An 18303-nucleotide genomic window follows, 5' to 3' on the forward strand; every position below is an offset into this window, starting at 1 on the left:
TCCGCGATCTGCTCTAACCCCGAACCCTGCGGAGTCCCTCCATGCCCGACCTGACCGATTACGCGAAGAACCTGCTCGGCCGCGCCCTCTGCGCCCGGGCGCCCGCCCTGCCGAGCCAGGTCTTCCTCGGCCTCGGCACCGGCGGCAGCGACGCCACCGGCCTGGTCGGCGAGCCGGCTGGCAATGGCTATGCCCGCCAGCGCGTGACCTTCAGCGGCACCGGCACCCAGCAGAACGCGGATGCCGTGCGCTTCACCTTCACCGCCGCCGGCGGCACCCTGACCCATGTCGGGCTCTTCGACGCGGCCACCGGCGGCAATCCGCTGACCTGGTCGGCGCTGGCCCAGGCGGCGGTGGTGGCCGGCGCCGGGACCGTGACCATCAACCCCGCCAGTCTCGTGCTGAGCGCGGGGTGAATGATGGGCTGAGTGCCGGCTGACACCCGGCAAGGGGGGGCGGGCCGCGGAATCCGGCCGGCCGCCCCCATCCGGCCGGGAACCGGCGAAGGCTTGGCTTGAACCCGGGCGCCGCAGTCGGTAAGCGGGGGCTGAGCCTCCGCCGGAGACCGCAGTGAGCCCGTTTGACGCCCCGCGTCGCCTGCAACCCGATGCCGGAACCCAGGGTTGCGAGACCTGTGGCAGCCGCGTCGCCGGGCTGTGCCGGCCGCTGGACGCGGCGGCGCTGGACGAGGTCTCGGCGGAAGCGCAGCAGATGGCGCTGCCCGCCCGTGCCTGCGTCTTCCGGGAGGGCGACCCCGCCGGCCGGGTCTTCACCCTGATCGAGGGCACGGCCAAGCTCACCCGGCTGCTGCCGGACGGCAAGCAGCAGGTGGTGGGCTTCCGCTTCGCCGGCGACGTGATCGGCTATACCACGCGCGAGACCTATTCCTTCGATGCCGAATTGCTGACCGATGCGCGGATCTGCCGGCTCGACCGGCCGCAGCTCGATGCGCTGCTCCGACGCTACCCGATGCTGGAGCACCGCCTGCTGGACCTCTGCGTGCAGGAACTGACCAGCACCCAGGAGCAACTGGTGACGGTGGGCCGCCGCTCCGCCGAGGCGCGGGTCGCCGCCTTCCTGCTCTCGCTGGTGGAAGCGCGGCGGCGCCGTGGCGGGACCGGGCGGGTGCTGGAAATGCCCATGACCCGGGCGGATATCGCCGATTTCCTCGGCCTGACCCTGGAGACGGTGAGCCGCTGCGTCACCGCCTTCCGCAAGCGCGGCTGGCTCCGCGAGCCGGCGCACCAGCGGGTGGAATTGCTGGACACCGGCGCCCTTGCGCGCCTGGCCGAGGGCACCGAGGAGGACTGACCGGCCTGATGACCGTAGGGCCGCATGGCCCGGAGGTCTGAATCGGTCCGGAGGAGGCAAGCCGCCCTGCCGGAGCCCTGTGGACGCGGGGATGGGCAGTCTGATATATCAGCGCCACGGCACCTGCCGTGGAGGATTCCCCCATGGACGGCACCCCCGCTTCCAACACCCTGTCCGAGGCCGAAGCCGCCAGGCGGGCGCGGCTGTCGCGCCGGCAGCAGGCCTTCCGCGAGGATTTCCGCGCCAGGATCGGCCGGCTCTACCATGGCTGGGCGCATGTGGCCCTGATCTTCGCGATCGGCGCCGCCGCCATCTGGTATTTCGCCCGCCAGGTCGGCTCCCCCGCCTGGTATGAATGGCTGGTCGTGCCGGTGGCCTTCGCCTTCTCGAACGTCTTCGAGTGGTGGATCCACAAATACGTCATGCACCGCCCGGTGCCCGGCTTCCTGGGCATCTACAAGCGGCATACCCTGGCGCATCACCAGTTCTTCACCGAGAACGAATACACTTTCGACAATGCGCGGGACTTCCGCATCGTCTTCTTCCCGCCCTATGCGCTGATCACCTTCATCGCGCTGTCCCTGGTGCCGGCCTTCCTGCTGAACCTGCTCGGCTTCGCCGATGCCGGCTGGCTGCTGCTCATCACCAATACCGCGCTCTACCTGAATTACGAGCTGTTCCACTATTTCTGCCACGTGAAGGACGACCGCATCGTCCGCCACATCCCCTTCGTCAACAGCATCCGCCGCCACCATGCCGCGCACCACAATACGGCGATCATGATGGAGCGGAATTTCAACCTCACCTATCCGATCGCCGATTGGTTCTTCGGCACCAGCGACCTCCGGCGCGGCATGCTCGGGCACCTCTTCAACGGCTATGACACCACCCATGTGCGGCAGGACCTGAAGCGGGTGCGGCACACGCTGGACGACCCGCGCGCCGGTGCGCCGAAGCCGCGCGCGATGGCGGCGGAGTAGCGGCCATGGCACTCGCGCGCCTCGATGGCGGCGGCATCAAGCGCTCCCGCGCCTCGCTGGTCGGCGGCATCGCGGTGGGGATCGGCGTCTTCGCGCTCTGGGCCGCCATCGCCCGCGACCTGGCGGCGGATGGGATCGGTCTGCTGGCGCTCGGCGCCGTGGTGGCGGGGCTGGTCGGGCTCTGGATCTGGCGGGCGGATCTGTAGAGCAAACCTCGCTCACGCGGCATCTTCCTGCCATCAATCGCGTCGTGCCGCAGGCACGTCTCCGGCGTGATGCGCAAGCCGCCGGTTTGCCTGGCTTCGCGATCCGCTTGGCGCGAGCGCCGTTCGGCGCATCGGACCAGTCAAAAGACCGGCCCTTTGGCATCACGCGAGCGACGGATGCTCCAGGGCGGATCGCGGGCGAGGGTGAACCTCCGGAGGGTGAATCTGCCCGGCCAGCGCCGCCTCAACCCTCGCCGAGGAGGCCGGCCGCGGCCGCATCCCCCAGCGGCACCTCGATGTCGCAGACCAGCCCCGCGGCTTCCCAGGCAAGCGACACCGTGCCACCGAGCTGGCCCCGCACCGTGCTGTCCAGCACCCGCGAGCCGAAGCCGCGCCGCCCCGGTGGCCCCGTCACCGGCGGCCCGCCCGCCTCGGCCCAGCGCAGCCGCAGCGTCCCCGCCGGCCCGCCGTCCAGCCGCCAGGATACCGAGACGCGGCCCGCCGGCGTCGACAGTGCGCCGTATTTCACCGCGTTGGTCGCCAATTCGTGCACCGCCATCGCCAGCGGCTGCGCCGCACCGGTCGGCAGCGCCACCACGGGCCCCTCCAGCCCGGCTCGCGGTCCGCCCATGCCATTGTCGTCGAGGAAGGCCGCCAATTCGCCGCGCAGCAGGACCCGCAGGTCGGCGCCGGCCCAGCGATCCTCGGCCAGCACCGCCTGCGCCCGCGCCAGCGCGCCCACCCGGCCCTCGATCGCCCGCATATAGGTCGGCACGTCCGAGGCCTTGGTCAGGCGAAGCGCCGCCTGCACCACGGCGAGCGCGTTCTTGGCGCGGTGGTCCACCTCCCGCATCAGCAGCGCCTGCCGCTCCTCCGCCACCTTGCGCTCGGTGACATTGAGGAACAGGGCGGCGAAGCGCCCGGGCTCGGTGCGGTAGGCGAAGACCTCGAACCAGCGGCCGAGCGCCGCGACTTGGTATTCGCAATGCACGGGCTCCCCGGTCTCCGCCACCCGGGTGTAGGTATCGGTCCAGAATCGCTCAAGGCCGGGGATGGCTTCGCTGGCGAGGCGGCCGATGATCGCTGCCGGCGGGAGGCCGGTCAGCCGCTCCCACGCGGCATTGACCTCCAGGTAGCGGAAGTCGGCTGCCGCGCCGCCCGGCCCATGGACGATCTCGCACAGGGCGAAGCCCTCGTGCATGTTCTCGAACACGGCACGCCAGCGCGCCTCGCCGGCGCGCAGCGCTTCGCGCGTCAGGTGCTCCTCGGTGACGTCCTTGCAGACGACGAGCACGCCGCCGACCCCGCCGGGCCGGGTGTCATCGTCGATGGGGCTGTAGCCGTAGGTCCACCAGACATCCTCGCGCCGGCCGTGCCGCGTCACCGGCACGAGCTGGTCCTCGTGCCAGGTCGCGCCCCGCCCGGCCAAGACGAATTCGATCTGCGGGCCGATGGTGTCCCAGATCTCGGCCCAGCACTCCCGCCCGGCTTGTCCCAGGGCCGAGGGGTGGCGCTCGGGCCCCATCGTCTGGCGATAGGCGTCGTTGTAGAACTGGGTCAGCTCGGGGCCCCACCAGATGAACATGGGGTGGCGGCTGTTCAGCAGCAGCCGGACCGCCGTACGGAGGGTCTGGGGCCATGCGCCGGGCGGGCCGAGCGGGGTCGCGGCCCAGTCGAAGGCTCGCATGAGCGCGCCCATTTCCCCGCCCTTGGCAAGGAAGCCTTTTCCATCCGGGGCGGCCTCATCGTCCATGCGGCACCGCGTCCTCGGCAAGGGGTGTGCCTGCCTGCCCCCGGCTCGGGGCGGCGCGGTCCGGCGCGCTGGCACGGCGGTGCCGGCCGGTTGCGGCCCGCCCGCCGGTGAAGGCTCCGGGTTGGAGCGTGCGGGGCGGATAACGGGTCTTGCGGGGCAGCATCGGCGCCATTCCGGGGTCGATGCCGCAACCGTGTCAATGCCTGGCGCCGGTTGTTTCGCGCCCTGGCCCGGCATTCGGCGGAGGCCAATCTCCCCGGCCTTGCGGGGGGAAGCGCCGGCCGCCTAGGCTTCCCGCAACGCGCGGGGGAAGGCGGTGCGGCTCTGGTACCAATCGCTGACGCGGGCCGATGCCTGGCCCGCCTATGCCGCGGCGCTCCGGCGCATCCTGGAGGCGGCGGCCGATCCCGGAACCACCCTCGCGATCCATGGCATCACCGGCCGCGGCGGCATCGGCGACCAGTACCGCAGCCTGGAGTTCATCGAGACCATCGAGGTGCTGGAGAATGTGGCGCGCGCCGAGGCCGAGGGCTTCGATGCCGTGCTGCTCGGCAATATCACCGACCCGGGCCTCCGCGCCGCACGGGAAATGGCCGGCATCCCGGTGCTCGGCCTCTGCGAGACGGCGCTCCTCACCGCCTGCCAGATGGGGGTCTCGATCGGCCTGGTAGTCGCCAATGACAAGCACCATGCGCGGGTGGCGGAGAATATCGCGCTGAGCGGCCTCGGCACTCGCGTCGTGGCGGTGGAGCGGATGCGGGTGGACCGCCTGCCCGACCTCGACACCGCCTTCACCGGCGGCGCGGTGCGCGACCGCATCATCGCGCAATTCCCAGGCCGCCGCCGCCACCTGCGTGGAACGCGGCGCGGAGGTGGTGATCCCGGCCGCCGGGGTCGCCATGCTGCTGCTGGCCGATGCCGGCATCACCGAAGCCGGGCCGGATGGCGGCCCGCGGGCGCCCGTGCTGAATGCCGCCGTGGCGCTGCTCAAGCAGGGCGAGACCACGGTGAAGCTGAACCGGCTGATGGGCGGTCGCTTCACCAGCCGTCGCGGCGCCTATGCCCGGCCGCCGCCGGACCAGCTTGCCGAGCTGCGCCGCGCCTATGGGCCGATCTTCCCCGGGCTGCAGGAGGGCTGAGCATGGCGCGCTATGACGGCAAGCTGATCGTGGTGACCGGCGCCGCCGGCGGCATCGGCCGCGCCACCATCCCAATCCTGGCGGCGGAGGGTGCGCGGCTGCTGCTGGTGGATGTGGCGCGGGGGCCGCTGGAGGAGATCGCGGCGGCGCTGCCGGCCGGCCAGGCGGTGGCGCATGAATCCGACCCCGGCTCGCTCGCCGCCTGCCGGGCGGCGCTGGAGGCGGCGCCCGGCCCCATTCATGGCTTGGTGCATCTCGCCGGCATCTTCGTGCCGCATGAACTGGACGACGCGGCGCCGGCCATCTACCAGCGCACCCTGGCGGCGAATGCCACCAATGGCTTCGACCTGGCGATCGCCGCCGCGCCTCGGGCAGGGCAGCCGCATCGTCTTCGTCAGTTCCCTGGCCTTCCGCCGCGGCTCGCCGGACCATATCGCCTATTCCATGGCGAAGGGCGCGCTGGCCGGGCTGACCCGCAGCCTGTCGCGCCGGCTGGCGCCGGAGAGGGTGCTGGTGAACGGCCTCTGCCCCGGCGTCATCGAGACGCCGATGCCCGCCCATGTCATCGCCGCGCGGGGCGAGGCCTATCGCGCCAGCGTGCCGCTCGGCCGCTTCGGCCGGCCGGAGGAGGTGGGGTCGGTGATCGAGTTCCTGCTCTCCCCGGCCTCTTCCTACATAACCGGGCAGTTGATCAACGTGGATGGCGGCATGATCAACGGCTGAGCGCGGCGGGGCAGGGCTGCAACCCGCCCGCCCCCTGGCCGTTCTGACCAGTAATTGGTTGTGATTCCAGGGGGGATGGGTCCAAGGGACTGGCCATGGACGATGACATCAGCGTGCCGGGCACGCCGCGGGGTGCGTCACATGGAATGTCCGGCGCAGCCGCCGAGGCCCCGCATGAGGCCGTGCAGGCCGCGGCGAGCGAACGGCTGCTCCGGGCTGCCCTGCCGCCCGGCTGGTCGGTGCTGGGCCGCTGCCGCTTCAGCACCGCGAGCCCCGGTCCCTTCGCCACTGGCTGCCACGCGCTGGCGCATCCCGGGATCGGGATCGCGCTGATCGACATCGCGCCGGATGTCACGCCCAATGCGGAGTCCCGGCTGCGCCGCGCGCTCAGCGTGGTGGAGTTCTGGCCCGATTTCCCCGGCACGCTGCCGGTCCTGCACGAACGGGTCGAGGCGGCGGCGCTGCGTGACCTGGAGCCGCTGCTGCGGCAGGGTTTCGCCACCCTGCCGGGGCTGACCGTGGCCGGCGGCCCGGCCTGGGTCGCCGCGGTGCGCCAGGCGCTGGCGGAGGACCACGCCTGGGAGGTGGCGGGCCAGCCCCGGCGCATGCCCTCGCCAGCGCCGTTGACGGAACTGGAGACGGAACCGGAGGCGCGGCCACGCCGGCGCCGCCGCGGCCCGCTGCTCTTCCTCGGCTTCCTCGCAACCTTCGTGGTGGGCCTCGCCACCGGGGTGCTGCTGCTGGCCGGGCCTGTCGCGCCGGAGCGGCCGGCGCCCGCCGCCCCCGCCCTGGCCACCCCCGCTCCGCGGGCGGCCCCGGGCACCCCCGCTCCGCGGGCGGCCCCGGCCGCCGTGGCCAGCCAGCCGCCCTCCATGCCCCTGACGCTGCCCAGGTCGCTGGCCCTGCCGGACATGCCACCCGTCACGGCACCGGAGCCCGCGTCGTCGCTCGCCGGCACGGATGCCCCGGTGCCCGAGGCGGCGCCCGCCGCGGTACCCGAGCCGCCGCCCCTGGCGGCAACCGCGCCGCCGCTGCTGTCCGGCATGGCAGCGGACCCGGTGGCCACTGCCGCGCCGCTGCCACCCGAGCCTGAGCCCATGACGGCCGCGGCCGCCGGCCTCGTGCCACAGCCGCCGGCCGATACCCTGGCCGGCGCCAACGCGGTGCCGCTGCCGGCCGAATTGCCGCCCTCCGACATGGCGGAGGCGCCGGATCAGCCGCCCCTGCCGCCCCCGGCGGCGCCGCCCGCGCCCGCCGTGCGGGCCGCCGCGCCGGCCAGGCCGCGCGCCGCCCGCCCGCTCACCATCGACCGTGCCTGCAGCCTGGCCCTGTTCCGCTTCCAGCAGGGCCAGGCGCTTTCGGCGGCCGAGCAGGCCTATGTCCGCGATGGCTGCGCCAGCCGGCGCTGAGGACGCCGCCGGCGCGGCTTGCCGGATGGGCCGCCCGGTGCTGCGATGCGGGCCGCAGCGGGGCGGGGGAAGAGGGCATCATGGCAGGCATCCGGCTCGGCAACCCGGTGAAGGACAAGCTGGCCGCGGGGGGAGGTCGCGCTTGGCCTGGGGGTGCGGCTGTCGCGCTCCGCCGAGATCGCCCGCATCGCCAGGGCCACGGGGCATGACTTCCTCTTCATCGATGTCCAGCACAGCCTGTTTACGCGGGAAACCATCGGGCACATGGCACAGGCCGCGCTCGCCCTCGGCATCGCCCCGGTGGCGCGGGTGCGGGGGTGGGCGACAGGGATGTGCAGGCGCTGCTCGACAACGGCGTCACCGGCATCGTCTATCCGGACGTGAATACCGCGGCGGATGCGGAGCAGGCGGTGGCGGCGGTGCGCTTCGCCCCGCTCGGGCGGCGCTCCGTCACCGGCGGCTACCCCTATTTCGACTTCCGCGCCGTGCCGCTGGCCGAGGCCGTGCCGGCGGTGGAGGCCGCCACCCTGCTGGTCTGCATGATCGAGACGCGGGAAGGCGTGGCGAATATCGAGGCGATCGCCGCCACGCCGGGGATCGATGTGATCCATATCGGCATGAACGACCTGCTGACCGACATGGGCAAGCCCGGCCGCTTCGACGACCCGGAATTGTCCGAAGCGCTGGAGCGCGTGCTGGCGGCCTGCCGCGCCCATGGCAGGCATCTCGGCTGCGGCGGCAACCGCGACCCGCGCCGCCAGGCCGAGATCATCCGCAAGGGCGCCCGCTTCCTCACCACCCAGACCGATATCGGCCTGCTCAGCGCCGGCGCCGCCGCCTGGACCCGCGACCTCCGGGAGGCGCTGGGGTAGTTGGGTTGAGAGCCTGTCCCGGTAGACATTGGGTCGGCCATGGAACGGGGAAAGCGGAGAGACGTTCGTCCTGCCTCTGGAGCGTGATCGCTTGAGGTGCCCGCACCGAAAAGCGTGAATCACGCGATCAAACAATGGTCTGGAGCATGAGCGCGCTGTTCTCGCCGCTTCGGGTCGGCGGTCTCGAACTGACGAACCGAATCGTCATCGCGCCGATGTGCCAGTACTCGGCCGTCGAAGGGCGCATGACCGACTGGCACCTCATCCACCTCGGCCATCTCGCTCTTTCAGGCGCGGCGCTGCTGATGATCGAGGCGACCGCCGTCCTGCCCGAGGGGCGGATCACCTATGCCGATGTCGGACTATGGGACGACGCGACGGAAGCGGCGATCGCCCGTACGGTGGAGGGCATCCGTCGTTGGTCCGACATGCCGATCGCCATCCAACTGGCGCATGCGGGCCGCAAGGCCTCGACAGAGGTGCCGTGGAAGGGTGGCGCGCAGATCCCGCCCGGCCACGCGAACGGCTGGCTGACGGTCGCGCCCACCGCGGTCCCCTATGAACAAGGCGAGCATCCTCCAGCCGCACTCGACCGGGAGGGCCTCGCGCGGGTGAGGGATGCCTTTGCCGAGGCGACGCGGCGCGCGGCTCGGCTGGGGATCGAAGCCGTACAGGTCCATGGCGCGCATGGCTACCTGCTGCATCAATTCCTCTCGCCGCTCTCCAACCAGCGCGATGACGAGTATGGCGGCAGCCTTGAGAACCGCATGCGCTTCCCACTCGAAGTCTTCGACGCGGTGCGCGCCGCTTTCCCCGCGGACCGCCCGGTCACCATGCGCGTCTCGGGAACCGATTGGGTGCAGGGCGGCTGGGACATCGAGCAGACCCAAGCCTTCGCGCGGGCGCTCGAGGCGCGCGGCTGCGCCGCCATCCATGTCTCGAGCGGGGGGCTTGATCCCGCCCAGCGCATCCCGGTTGGTCCGAGCTACCAGGTGCCTCTTGCGCGCGCCGTGAAGGCGGAGACGCGCATGCCCGTGATAGCCGTCGGGCTCATTACCGCGTTCGATCAGGCCGAAGCCATCGTGGGCACCGGCGACGCAGACCTGATCGCGCTCGCGCGGACGGTTCTCTACAACCCGCGCTGGCCCTGGCACGCCGCCGCCCATTTCGGCGCACAGGTGAAAGCGCCGGAGCAGTACCTGGCGGCACGGCCACGGGAGCACCGCGACCTGTTCGACCTCGGGCATTGAGGCCTGGGGCCGGCCGGTCTGGCACCCGCGGGTAGTGGCAGCCCGGCGGGTGTGGTGGCCGCGGCGGCAACAACCGCTCCATCCTGGCCCAGAGCGCGTCCGGTAGCCGCCAGCCGTCGTCCCGGACACGCCATTTCGTCGCTTTGCGTGCAGTCCCTCTCGCCATCCCAGATAGATGGTGGCTCGACAGGTATTTCCCCTACCGGGATAGGCTCCAAGCCGGATCTAGGGCCGGACATCCTCCAGGAAACCGGGGGAATAGATCCAGCCCACCGGCTCAGCCTCGCCCACCTGGACCCAGCCGCCGGGCGCCCGGTCATGCACCCGGAAGGTCTCGCCCCGCCGCGTGGTGCGGATCACGCTGGTATTGGTGCCCGGCCCGGTCCTGAGATTGACCGGCGATTTCACCACCACCCGCGGCGCCTGGTCCTGGCTGCCGGGCGGCGGGGCTGCCTCGGGCGGCACGGGGCGGGCAGGGGCGCTGCCGGGGGCGCTGGCATTGCGGTCCGGCACCGCGGCGGGTGCTCCGGCCGGTGCGGCGGCTGGCGCCCTGGCCGGCACGGCGGCCGGTGCGGCCTGGCGCGGTGGTGCGACAGGTGCTGGTGCCAGCGCTGAGGCCATCGCGGGGGCAGCCGGGGCAGGTGGCGTCGCGCCCGGCAAGGAAGCGGAATCCGAGGCGGTGGCCTGGCCGCCCTGGCCGGACGTGACCGGATGCGGGGAAGGCGCGGCAGCCCGCGCGGGCGGGCGCTCCACCGCCGGCGCGACCTCGGAGCCCGATCCGCCGACCATCACGGCGGCCAGGGCCGAAAGCCCGGCCAGGGTCGCGAGCCCGGCCGCTGCCCAGGCCCAGGGGCGGCGGCGCTGGGTGGCCGGGGCCGGCCAGTCGCCGGAGATCTCGGCGGGGGATGCTGCGGGGAGGTCGGCCGGGGCCGGCTCGGCGCTGCCCGCCGGCTCCGCCAGCGGCCCCGGATTGGCCGGGCGGGGGGGGCGGGGTGCGGTTGAAGACGGGGCGTGCGAAGAGGCCGGAGGCGCCCGGGGCGGGCGTGTCCAGTTCGGCCATGTGGCGCTCGACCAGATGCGGCTCGACGGCCCGGGGTTCCGGTGCCGAAGCCCCGAGCGGCGAGGCGGAGCGGTTCGGGTCGCGCGGTGACAGGGCCCGGCGCACCACGCTGACCCAGGCATCCCCACCCGGCACGGAGAGCGGCGGCAGGGCCGCGAAAGCCTCGCCCAGCAGGCTGTCGATATTGGGCAGGTCCTCCGGCGCGATGCGGAGATGGACCACCGGCAGGTGGCCGGAGAAGATCCCCTCGAACCGCGCGGCGGTCAGGCGGTGGCGCAGGATCGCCTCCGCATCCTGGGTCTCGGCCGGTGCCACATCCAGCAGGGCGATGCCGATCTCCGCATGCAGCAGCACGTAGCGCATCGGGGCGGGCCGGTTCAGGACGCCGCTGATGTTGCAATCCTGCAGGCAGAGCCAGCCGGAGGGCAATGGCGCCTGGATGCTCTGCGCGATCGGCCCCGCCTCGCGCTGGGGCTGCGGCGTGTCGAGGCGGTAGGAGGATTCAGGCTGGCGCATGATGGAAGGAATTCGGCCCCTGATGGATGGTTCCCTCCGCCAGGCTGGGGCGCGGCGGGGAGGGGGCCTCGTATACGCCAACTCGATGGGGAGCGCAGCCCTTCGCTTGCGCCGCCGGGGTCCAGGCGCCGGCCTCTGCCGGGAAAATCTTGTGGAAACAGCAGGATAGGGCGGAAATCGCCTTGCCTTGCGTTATGCCTTCGGCTTTCGGCGGGAAGACCACCCGCGCCTTCATGGCATTCTCGGGATGTCCCGGGGCCAAAAGGTCCGGGAGGCGAAGGAGGGCAGGGGGCTGTCGCTCCTGCCCTCCTCTGCCGGGGTCAGGCGGCCGCTGTCATGCCGGCCGCCTGCCTGTAAGGTTTCCCGACAGTGCCCTCAGGCGGCGGCCTGCCTGCGCCCCCCGGCGGACCGCGGCGAGGCCGAGCAGCCCTGCGCCGAACAGGGCGAGGGAGGCGGGCTCGGGCACCGCGGTGGCGGCGGTCGTGGCGGAGAAGGTGGTCAGGTTCCTGCCCTGCGCGGTGAGGGTGAAGCTGGCCGGCGTGTCATCGAAGCCCGCCAGCCTGAAGATCCCTTCTCCGGAGATGGAGAGGGAGGATTGGCCCGCGCTGGTCCGCGTGATGTCCGTCAGGGACAGCAGATCGAAGTAGAGGGTCGGGCCACCCGTATTGATGGTGTAGAAGCTCTCGATCGACAGGGCACCCAATACCAGGGAGCCGGCCGGCAGGTCCACGATCGTCCCGCAGCCGCCCGCAGAGGCCGCCAGGGTGCAGCCCGCGAGGGTGAGCAGACCGGCGAAGCTGCCGGTGGGCGCTGCATTCAGGGCGATGGTGCCGCCTGTCGTGCCGGCAATACCCGAGTTCAGGAAGTCGAGGCCGGTCGCCATGCTGATCTTGCCGCTGCCGCCTGCTCCCAGGGGATCCACCCCTCCGGTGATGGCGATCTGACTGCCTTCCAGGATCGGGGCAGCGGAGGCGGAGGCCATGCAGGCCAGCCCGAGGGCGGCTCCCAGCAGGCATGCTCTGATCGATATCATAACAGTGTTACCTTTCCCGGTTGCCAATTCGCCTTGCTAGAAGCCTAACAGGCGTCCTCAACTTGCAATCCTCATGCCAGTGAGGGATTTGGCCGGTTTCTGGGGAGGCCTGCGGTGTTGGGATCGGGACCGTAAGAATTTCCGACAAATGGATCAAAAAAAGCGCCGCAGAATGTGATCGCATCCGTATCGATGTGCCCGAAGCGGTTCCTTTAGGACTTGTTCGCAGCGCGTAGTTCCTGGTTCCGCCGCGCTGACGGCCACGGGCAGGTTCCAGGCCGGGTGAATGGCCGGTCCGGGGCCTGGATGGCTGCAAAAGCCACCGCTCTACGGCAGCGGCATGGCGCGCTGCCTGTCCGGCACCATGGGGCGGCCCGATGGCAACCCAAATACAGGGAAAACCCAGGGAGTGGCGCGCCCTGGAGGGTGTCACGGATCTGACCAGCGGTTGTGACCTGGCGCGGACCGGCCTCAACCTGAACCGCCAGGGCGATCCTGAGCAGACTCCGCCGTCGTGAGACGAGGCGGCCTTGGCCCCAGCCTCGCTCCTGCTATCCCCTTGGGGCCGTCACCGTGGCTTCTCGAGCTGCCAGGTCAGGTGCGAGCGCACCGTGGGCCACTCGGGCGCCGTGACGCTGTAGACGCAGGTGTCACGGAGCGTGCCGTCCCGCATGCGCTGGTGGTGGCGCAGCACGCCGTCGAGCCTGGCGCCGAGGCGCTCGATGGCACGGCGGCTCGCGTGGTTCATGACATGCGTGCGGAACTCGACGGCGAGGCAGCCGAGCCGGCCGAAGGCGTGCGCCAGCAGCAGGAGCTTGGCCTCGGTGTTGAGCAACGTGCGCTGGACGCGGGCGGCATACCAGGTCGAGCCGATCTCCAGGCGCGGCCCGGCGGCGTCGATGTTCATGTAGGTGGTCATGCCGACGGGTCGGCCACCCGGGCCGTCCAGGACAGTGAAGGGAAGCATGGAGCCCGCCGCCTGGAGGCCGAGACGGCGGTCGATCTCGGCCGCCATCGCCTCCGGCGAGGGAATGGCCGTGTACCACAGCCGCCAGAGTTCGCCGTCCCGCACGGCCTCGGCGAGAGCACCGCGATGCTCCCGCGACAAGGGGACGAGTTCAACATGCCGCCCGGAAAGGGCGACGGGCTCCAATGCCATCGGTGCAACCTCGCAAGCAACGCGCGCCAAGCAGGTCCGTAACGCGCCCCTAGAAGCGCCAGCCGGTATGGATCGCCACGATCCCGCCCGCTAAGCTGCGGTGCGCCACCCGTTCCAGCCCCGCCTCGCGCAGCATGGCGGCGAGCGCCTCCTGGTCCGGGAACATGCGGATGCTCTCGGCGAGGTAGCGGTAGCTCTCGGCATCCTGCGCCACGCGGCCGCCCAGCGCCGGCAGCACCCGGAAGGACCAGGCATCATAGAGCGGCGCCAGCGCGGCCACCTCCACCCGGCTGAATTCCAGGCAGTGGAAGCGCCCGCCCGGCCGCAGCACGCGCCGCGCCTCGCGCAGCACCGCGGGCTTGTCGGTGCAGTTGCGCAGGCCGAAGGCGATCGAGATCTTCTCCACGCTGCGGTCGGGCAGCGGCAGGTGCTCGGCATCGGCGCAGAGGAACATCAGCCCGGTGGCGAGGCCCCGCTCCAGTGCCCGCCCCTGCGCCACCTGCAGCATGGAGGGGTTCACATCCGACAGGATCACCCGGCCGGCGCCATGTTCCAGCGCGCGGAAGGCGATGTCGCCGGTGCCGCCGGCAAGATCGAGCAGCGTCTCCCGCGGGCTGGCCCCGATCGCCGCCACGAAGGCGCGTTTCCAGGCGCGGTGCAGGCCGAGCGACATCAGGTCGTTCATCAGGTCGTAGCGTGGCGCCACGCTGTCGAAAACCTGGCGCACCAAGCCTGCCTTGGCGTCCCGGGGCACCTCCCGGTAGCCGAAATCGATGGTATCGGGTTTGGGTTCGCTCATGCGGGTGCCACCTTAACGGGGCGGCGCCAAGGGCGCGAGCCCAGGGGGGAAAGATGCCTGAACTGCCGGAAGTGGAGACGGTGATGCGCGGCCTGGCCCGCGTGCTGGAAGGCCGGGTGATCGCCCGCGCCGCCATCGGCCGGCCGGACCTCCGCTGGCCCTTCCCGCCGGGCCTCGCGGAGCGCCTGGCCGGCAGCCGGGTGGAGGGGTTCCGGCGGCGCGGCAAATACATGCTGATGCGGCTTTCCGGGGGGGATTCCGTGCTGATCCATCTCGGCATGTCCGGGCGGATGCTGGCGCGGCCCGCCGCCGACCTGCCCAATGCCCCCGTGGCGCATGAGCACCTGGTGCTGGAGACCACGGATGGCACCCGGGTCGGCTTCGTCGATCCCCGCCGCTTCGGCTGCATCGATTTGATGCCGACCGCGGCGGAGGATGCGCACCGGCTGCTCGCCGGCATGGGGCCGGAGCCGCTGGAGCCGGGCTTCACGCCCCCGGTGCTCTCCGCCGCCCTGGCCGGGAAGTCCACGCCCATCAAGGCGGCGCTGCTCGACCAGCGGGTGGTGGCGGGGCTCGGCAATATATACGTGTCGGAGGCGCTGCACCGCGCCGGCATCTCCCCCGGCGCCTGGCGGCGAGCGTCGCGGGGGGCGCGGGCGGCGCGGCTGGTGCCGGCGATCCGGGCGGTGCTGGAGGACAGCATCGCGGCCGGCGGCTCCTCGCTCCGGGACTATGTGCAGGCGGATGGCGGGATCGGCTTCTTCCAGGAGCGGTTCAAGGTCTATGACCGCGCGGGCCAGCCCTGCGAGGCCTGCCCCGGGCCGCCGCGCTGCCCGGGCATCCAGCGCTTCGTGCAGGCCGGGCGCGCCACCTTCCATTGCCCGCGCTGGCAGCGTTAGAGCGGATCGCGCAGGGGCGGCATCGCCCCGGAGCGTCAATCCGCTCTACCTAGAGCAGCCGCGAAGCGGTAGAGGGGCCGTAACGCGGAGGGCGCAAGCATGGCCGAATACGGAATGATCCTGACCGAGACGCAGGGGAAGGTGGCGGTGATCCGCCTGAACCGCCCCGCCGCGCTGAACGCGCTCTGCGACCAGTTGATGGACGAGCTCGGCCAGGCGCTGCGTGGCTTCGACGCCGACCCCGGCATCGCCGCCATCGTGCTGACCGGCAGCGAGAAGGCCTTCGCCGCCGGCGCCGACATCAAGGAGATGCAGGCGCGCAGCTACCCGGCGGTCTATCTCGACGACTTCATCGGCAAGCGCTGGGAGGCGGTGACGCATGTGCAGAAGCCGGTGATCGCGGCGGTGGCCGGCTATGCGCTGGGCGGCGGCTGCGAGCTGGCGATGATGTGCGACATCATCATCGCCGGCGAGAATGCGCGCTTCGGCCAGCCCGAGATCAACCTCGGCATCATCCCCGGCGCCGGCGGCACCCAGCGCCTGACGCGGGCCATCGGCAAGTCGAAGGCGATGGAGATGATCCTGACCGGCCGCATGATGGATGCGGAGGAGGCGGAGCGCGCCAACCTGGTGGCCCGCATCGTGCCGACCGAGCAGGTGGTGGCGGAGGCGGTGAAGCTCGGCGAGAGGATCGCGGCGCTCTCCGGCCCGGCGGTGGCGGTGGCCAAGGAGGCGGTGAACCGCGCCTTCGAGAGCACACTGAGCGAGGGCGTGCGGTTCGAGCGGCGGGTCTTCCAGGCATTGTTCGCGACCGAGGACCAGAAGGAGGGCATGGCCGCCTTTGCCGCGAAGCGGAAGCCAGCCTTCCGCAACCGCTGATACCGGCCAGGCGCCGCTTGCTTGACGGCGGCGCGCGGCGGGCGGTAGAAGCCCCCTCCCTGCGCGCCGCGGGCGCGCTCCCTTTTCACCCTTTGCTGAATCGAAGTCAGAACGCCATGGCGAATACGGCCTCCGCCCGCAAGCGCATCCGTCAGACGGAGAAGCGCACCATCCGCAACCGCGCCCGGAAGTCCCGCGTGCGGACCTTCCTGCGCAAGGTGGAGCAGGCGATCACCGGCGGCGACAAGGGCCTGGCGCAGGACGCGCTCCGGGCGGCGCAGCCGGAGCTGCAGCGGGCCGCAACGAAAGGTGTGTTCCACAAGAACACCATTTCGCGGAAGATCTCCCGCCTGTCCTCCCGCATCAAGGCCCTGGGCGCTTCCGCCCAGGCCTGAAGGCGTCCCTGCGCAAGTATTTCCGGTTCCCGTCAAGTTCAGTTCATTCCTGGGGGAAATAATGACAGGGCACCGTTGTGGCCCTGCCAGGACCTGAGGCGGTGAGCGCCGCGTTTTTGGCGATACTACTCACTCTTTGCTTCAACCAGCGGCGGAACCGGAAAGTTACTATTTGCCGCGACTGTCACGTCGCGGTAAGGTCCACCCGGCAAGCCCGCCGGGTGTGATATCCTCCCCCGAATATCAGTGCCCTCGCGGGCTTGTTGGAACGGCCGGGGCGCGCCAGCGCCCGGCATCGGCTGCTTCATGCCGGCAAAGTGGCGGGTGCGAGGGATGGAACAGGAGGCCAGCGGTTTGTCCCCTCAGGCGTCAGGACAGATGGCTGCCAGTTGGGCCCGCATCCGCGGCCGCCTGCGTGGCGAGGTCGGCGATGTCGAATACACGAGCTGGCTGCGGCAGATGACGCTGCTGGGCATCGAGGGTGACGAGGCCGTCATCCTGCTGCCCACCCGCTTCCTGCGCGACTGGGTGAACAGCCATTACGGCGACCGCCTGCGGGCGCTGTGGCAGGCCGAGGACCCGGCGGTCCGCCGCATCGATATCCGCGTGGCCCAAGGGCCTGCTGCCCTGGGGGGGCGGCGCTCCGGCTGCCGAGGCCGCCGCGCCGGAGGGCCGCATGCCGGCCAGGGCCGAGGCCACCGGCCTGGCCGAGAGCCTGGCCCCGCGCCCGGACGGGATGCGACCCGATGGGGTGCGCTCGGACTGGGTGGTGCCGCTGGAGGCGCGCTTCACCTTCGACAGTTTCGTGGTCGGCAAGCCGAATGAATTCGCCCATGCCTGCGCCCGCAGGGTGGCGGAGCGGCCGGCCTCGCCGGGCTTCAACCCGCTCTTCATGTATGGCGGCGTCGGCCTGGGCAAGACCCACCTGATGCATGCCATCGCCTGGGCGATCCGGGACAATTCCCCGTCCCGCACCGTGGCCTACATGTCGGCCGAGAAGTTCATGTACCGCTTCATCGCGGCGCTGCGCAGCCAGAATACCATGGAGTTCAAGGAGACGCTGCGTGCCGTCGACGTGCTGATGATCGACGACCTGCAATTCCTCATCGGCAAGGACAATACCCAGGAAGAATTCTTCCATACCTTCAACGCTTTGGTGGACCAAGGCAAGCAGATCGTCGTCTCCTCGGACAAGCCGCCCTCCGACCTCGCTGGCATCGAGGATCGGCTGCGAACCCGGCTCGGCTGCGGCATGGTGGCCGATATCCACGCCACCACCTATGAGCTCCGCCTCTCCATCCTGGTGACCAAGGCGGCGGCGGCGCAGGTGGAGGTGCCCCCGAAGGTGCTGGAATTGCTGGCGCACAAGATCACCGCGAATATCCGGGAGCTGGAGGGGGCGCTGAACCGGCTGGTGGCGCATGCCAACCTCTTTGGCCGGCCCGTCACCCTGGAAGGCGCGCATGAGGTGCTGCACGACGTGCTGCGCGCGCATGAGAAGCGGGTCTCGATCGAGGAGATCCAGCGCAAGGTGGCGGAGCACTACAACCTCCGCCTCACCGACATGTCCTCGGCGCGCCGGGCGCGCAACGTGGCGCGGCCGCGGCAGGTGGCGATGTACCTGGCGAAGCAGCTCACCCAGCGCAGCCTGCCCGAGATCGGCCGCCGCTTCGGCAACCGCGACCATACCACGGTCATGCACGCCGTCTCCCGCATCGCCGAGCTGATGGCCGAGGATGCCGGCTTCGCCGAGGACGTGGCCCTGCTGCGGAAGATGCTGGAGACCTGAGGGCAGGGCCGGGGGCGCCCGCGGCCAGGGGGGCCGGGGCCGCCGAAACCGCATCTTACCGATGCCTCACGGCGCTGGTAGAATGGCCGACCGCGCCGCCCCGGGGGCGATTCTGGCTCCTGGCCAGGCGG

At 71.4% G+C, this 18303-nt stretch carries 16 protein-coding genes and 4 pseudogenes; 14 read left to right on the forward strand and 6 right to left on the reverse strand.

Annotation, left to right across the window (positions count from 1 at the left end; all coding sequences use genetic code 11):
* The first annotated feature begins 41 nt into the window (after window positions 1–41).
* From KSF81_RS10760 to KSF81_RS10775, 4 genes are all read left to right on the forward strand, one after another.
* Window positions 42–416 carry a hypothetical protein gene (locus tag KSF81_RS10760; protein ID WP_217378974.1) on the forward strand — a complete coding sequence of 125 codons (375 nt, stop codon included), beginning with the start codon at window positions 42–44 and terminating at the stop codon, window positions 414–416.
* A gap of 154 nt (window positions 417–570) precedes the next feature.
* Window positions 571–1311 (forward strand): Crp/Fnr family transcriptional regulator, encoded by a 741-nt coding sequence (locus KSF81_RS10765; protein ID WP_217378975.1) that lies wholly within the window; start codon window positions 571–573, stop codon window positions 1309–1311.
* 143 nt (window positions 1312–1454) lie between these two features.
* A complete protein-coding gene (locus KSF81_RS10770) occupies window positions 1455–2291 on the forward strand; it encodes a sterol desaturase family protein (protein WP_217378976.1) in 837 nt (278 codons plus the stop codon).
* Window positions 2292–2296: 5 nt separating this feature from the next.
* Window positions 2297–2497, forward strand: a complete 201-nt coding sequence (locus KSF81_RS10775; RefSeq protein ID WP_217378977.1) for a hypothetical protein — start codon at window positions 2297–2299, stop codon at window positions 2495–2497.
* A 244-nt stretch (window positions 2498–2741) separates the two neighbouring features.
* Here KSF81_RS10775 and KSF81_RS10780 read toward each other — a convergent pair whose 3' ends face one another.
* Window positions 2742–4250 (reverse strand): sensor histidine kinase, encoded by a 1509-nt coding sequence (locus KSF81_RS10780; RefSeq protein WP_217378978.1) that lies wholly within the window; start codon window positions 4248–4250, stop codon window positions 2742–2744.
* Between the two features lie 316 nt (window positions 4251–4566).
* Between KSF81_RS10780 and KSF81_RS32030 the strand changes: the two are divergent.
* The 6 genes and pseudogenes from KSF81_RS32030 to KSF81_RS10810 form a co-directional block, all read left to right on the forward strand.
* Window positions 4567–4956: pseudogene (locus KSF81_RS32030) on the forward strand (aspartate/glutamate racemase family protein); the annotation flags it as partial.
* A 166-nt stretch (window positions 4957–5122) separates the two neighbouring features.
* Window positions 5123–5389: a hypothetical protein gene (locus KSF81_RS10790; RefSeq protein ID WP_217378980.1), complete on the forward strand. Its 267-nt coding sequence runs from the start codon at window positions 5123–5125 to the stop codon at window positions 5387–5389.
* A gap of 41 nt (window positions 5390–5430) precedes the next feature.
* Window positions 5431–6112, forward strand: a pseudogene (locus KSF81_RS32035) (SDR family NAD(P)-dependent oxidoreductase); the annotation flags it as partial.
* A 95-nt stretch (window positions 6113–6207) separates the two neighbouring features.
* Entirely contained in the window at window positions 6208–7521 is a 1314-nt protein-coding gene (locus KSF81_RS10800; RefSeq protein ID WP_217378982.1) for a hypothetical protein, read from the forward strand.
* Between the two features lie 302 nt (window positions 7522–7823).
* Window positions 7824–8393: pseudogene (locus KSF81_RS10805) on the forward strand (aldolase/citrate lyase family protein); the annotation flags it as partial.
* A gap of 146 nt (window positions 8394–8539) precedes the next feature.
* Window positions 8540–9643, forward strand: coding sequence for an NADH:flavin oxidoreductase/NADH oxidase (locus KSF81_RS10810; protein ID WP_217378984.1), 1104 nt, complete (start codon window positions 8540–8542; stop codon window positions 9641–9643).
* 225 nt (window positions 9644–9868) lie between these two features.
* Here KSF81_RS10810 and KSF81_RS32040 read toward each other — a convergent pair whose 3' ends face one another.
* The 5 genes from KSF81_RS32040 to KSF81_RS10830 form a co-directional block, all read right to left on the reverse strand.
* Window positions 9869–10003, reverse strand: a complete 135-nt coding sequence (locus KSF81_RS32040) for a hypothetical protein (protein ID WP_375293322.1) — start codon at window positions 10001–10003, stop codon at window positions 9869–9871.
* On the reverse strand, window positions 9960–11219 hold the full coding sequence (locus KSF81_RS29485; RefSeq protein ID WP_254453460.1) for a hypothetical protein: 1260 nt from the start codon (window positions 11217–11219) through the stop codon (window positions 9960–9962). The genes KSF81_RS32040 and KSF81_RS29485 overlap by 44 nt, the downstream gene beginning before the upstream one ends.
* 334 nt (window positions 11220–11553) lie before the next feature.
* The gene (locus KSF81_RS10820; RefSeq protein WP_217378986.1) at window positions 11554–12201 is read right to left on the reverse strand and encodes a PEP-CTERM sorting domain-containing protein; all 648 of its coding nucleotides are present in this window, start codon (window positions 12199–12201) and stop codon (window positions 11554–11556) included.
* A 619-nt stretch (window positions 12202–12820) separates the two neighbouring features.
* Entirely contained in the window at window positions 12821–13411 is a 591-nt protein-coding gene (locus tag KSF81_RS10825) for a GNAT family N-acetyltransferase (RefSeq protein WP_217378987.1), read from the reverse strand.
* Between the two features lie 49 nt (window positions 13412–13460).
* A complete protein-coding gene (locus KSF81_RS10830) occupies window positions 13461–14210 on the reverse strand; it encodes a class I SAM-dependent methyltransferase (RefSeq protein WP_217378988.1) in 750 nt (249 codons plus the stop codon).
* Between the two features lie 53 nt (window positions 14211–14263).
* Between KSF81_RS10830 and mutM the strand changes: the two genes are divergently transcribed.
* From mutM to dnaA, 4 genes and pseudogenes are all read left to right on the forward strand, one after another.
* The gene (mutM, locus tag KSF81_RS10835; protein ID WP_217378989.1) at window positions 14264–15109 is read left to right on the forward strand and encodes a bifunctional DNA-formamidopyrimidine glycosylase/DNA-(apurinic or apyrimidinic site) lyase; all 846 of its coding nucleotides are present in this window, start codon (window positions 14264–14266) and stop codon (window positions 15107–15109) included.
* Between the two features lie 99 nt (window positions 15110–15208).
* Window positions 15209–15988 carry an enoyl-CoA hydratase gene (locus KSF81_RS10840; RefSeq protein ID WP_217378990.1) on the forward strand — a complete coding sequence of 260 codons (780 nt, stop codon included), beginning with the start codon at window positions 15209–15211 and terminating at the stop codon, window positions 15986–15988.
* A gap of 116 nt (window positions 15989–16104) precedes the next feature.
* Window positions 16105–16383: a 30S ribosomal protein S20 gene (rpsT, locus tag KSF81_RS10845; RefSeq protein ID WP_217378991.1), complete on the forward strand. Its 279-nt coding sequence runs from the start codon at window positions 16105–16107 to the stop codon at window positions 16381–16383.
* 333 nt (window positions 16384–16716) lie between these two features.
* Window positions 16717–18172: pseudogene (gene dnaA / locus KSF81_RS10850) on the forward strand (chromosomal replication initiator protein DnaA).
* Window positions 18173–18303 lie beyond the last annotated feature (131 nt).

It is taken from the genome of Siccirubricoccus sp. G192 (assembly GCF_019084075.1).
GTDB lineage: Bacteria > Pseudomonadota > Alphaproteobacteria > Acetobacterales > Acetobacteraceae > G192.

What these genes read in the sequence shown, in the direction of transcription:
- KSF81_RS10820 (WP_217378986.1), bottom strand. Translation starts at nt 12,201, where the DNA reads ATGGCCTCCGCCTCCGCTGCCCCGATCCTGGAAGGCAGTCAGATCGCC.
- KSF81_RS10770 (WP_217378976.1), top strand. Translation starts at nt 1,455, where the DNA reads ATGGACGGCACCCCCGCTTCCAACACCCTGTCCGAGGCCGAAGCCGCC.
- KSF81_RS10760 (WP_217378974.1), top strand. Translation starts at nt 42, where the DNA reads ATGCCCGACCTGACCGATTACGCGAAGAACCTGCTCGGCCGCGCCCTC.
- KSF81_RS10840 (WP_217378990.1), top strand. Translation starts at nt 15,209, where the DNA reads ATGGCCGAATACGGAATGATCCTGACCGAGACGCAGGGGAAGGTGGCG.
- KSF81_RS10775 (WP_217378977.1), top strand. Translation starts at nt 2,297, where the DNA reads ATGGCACTCGCGCGCCTCGATGGCGGCGGCATCAAGCGCTCCCGCGCC.
- KSF81_RS10830 (WP_217378988.1), bottom strand. Translation starts at nt 14,210, where the DNA reads ATGAGCGAACCCAAACCCGATACCATCGATTTCGGCTACCGGGAGGTG.
- KSF81_RS10780 (WP_217378978.1), bottom strand. Translation starts at nt 4,250, where the DNA reads ATGGACGATGAGGCCGCCCCGGATGGAAAAGGCTTCCTTGCCAAGGGC.
- rpsT (WP_217378991.1), top strand. Translation starts at nt 16,105, where the DNA reads ATGGCGAATACGGCCTCCGCCCGCAAGCGCATCCGTCAGACGGAGAAG.
- KSF81_RS10810 (WP_217378984.1), top strand. Translation starts at nt 8,540, where the DNA reads ATGAGCGCGCTGTTCTCGCCGCTTCGGGTCGGCGGTCTCGAACTGACG.
- KSF81_RS29485 (WP_254453460.1), bottom strand. Translation starts at nt 11,219, where the DNA reads ATGCGCCAGCCTGAATCCTCCTACCGCCTCGACACGCCGCAGCCCCAG.
- mutM (WP_217378989.1), top strand. Translation starts at nt 14,264, where the DNA reads ATGCCTGAACTGCCGGAAGTGGAGACGGTGATGCGCGGCCTGGCCCGC.
- KSF81_RS10825 (WP_217378987.1), bottom strand. Translation starts at nt 13,411, where the DNA reads ATGGCATTGGAGCCCGTCGCCCTTTCCGGGCGGCATGTTGAACTCGTC.
- KSF81_RS10800 (WP_217378982.1), top strand. Translation starts at nt 6,208, where the DNA reads ATGGACGATGACATCAGCGTGCCGGGCACGCCGCGGGGTGCGTCACAT.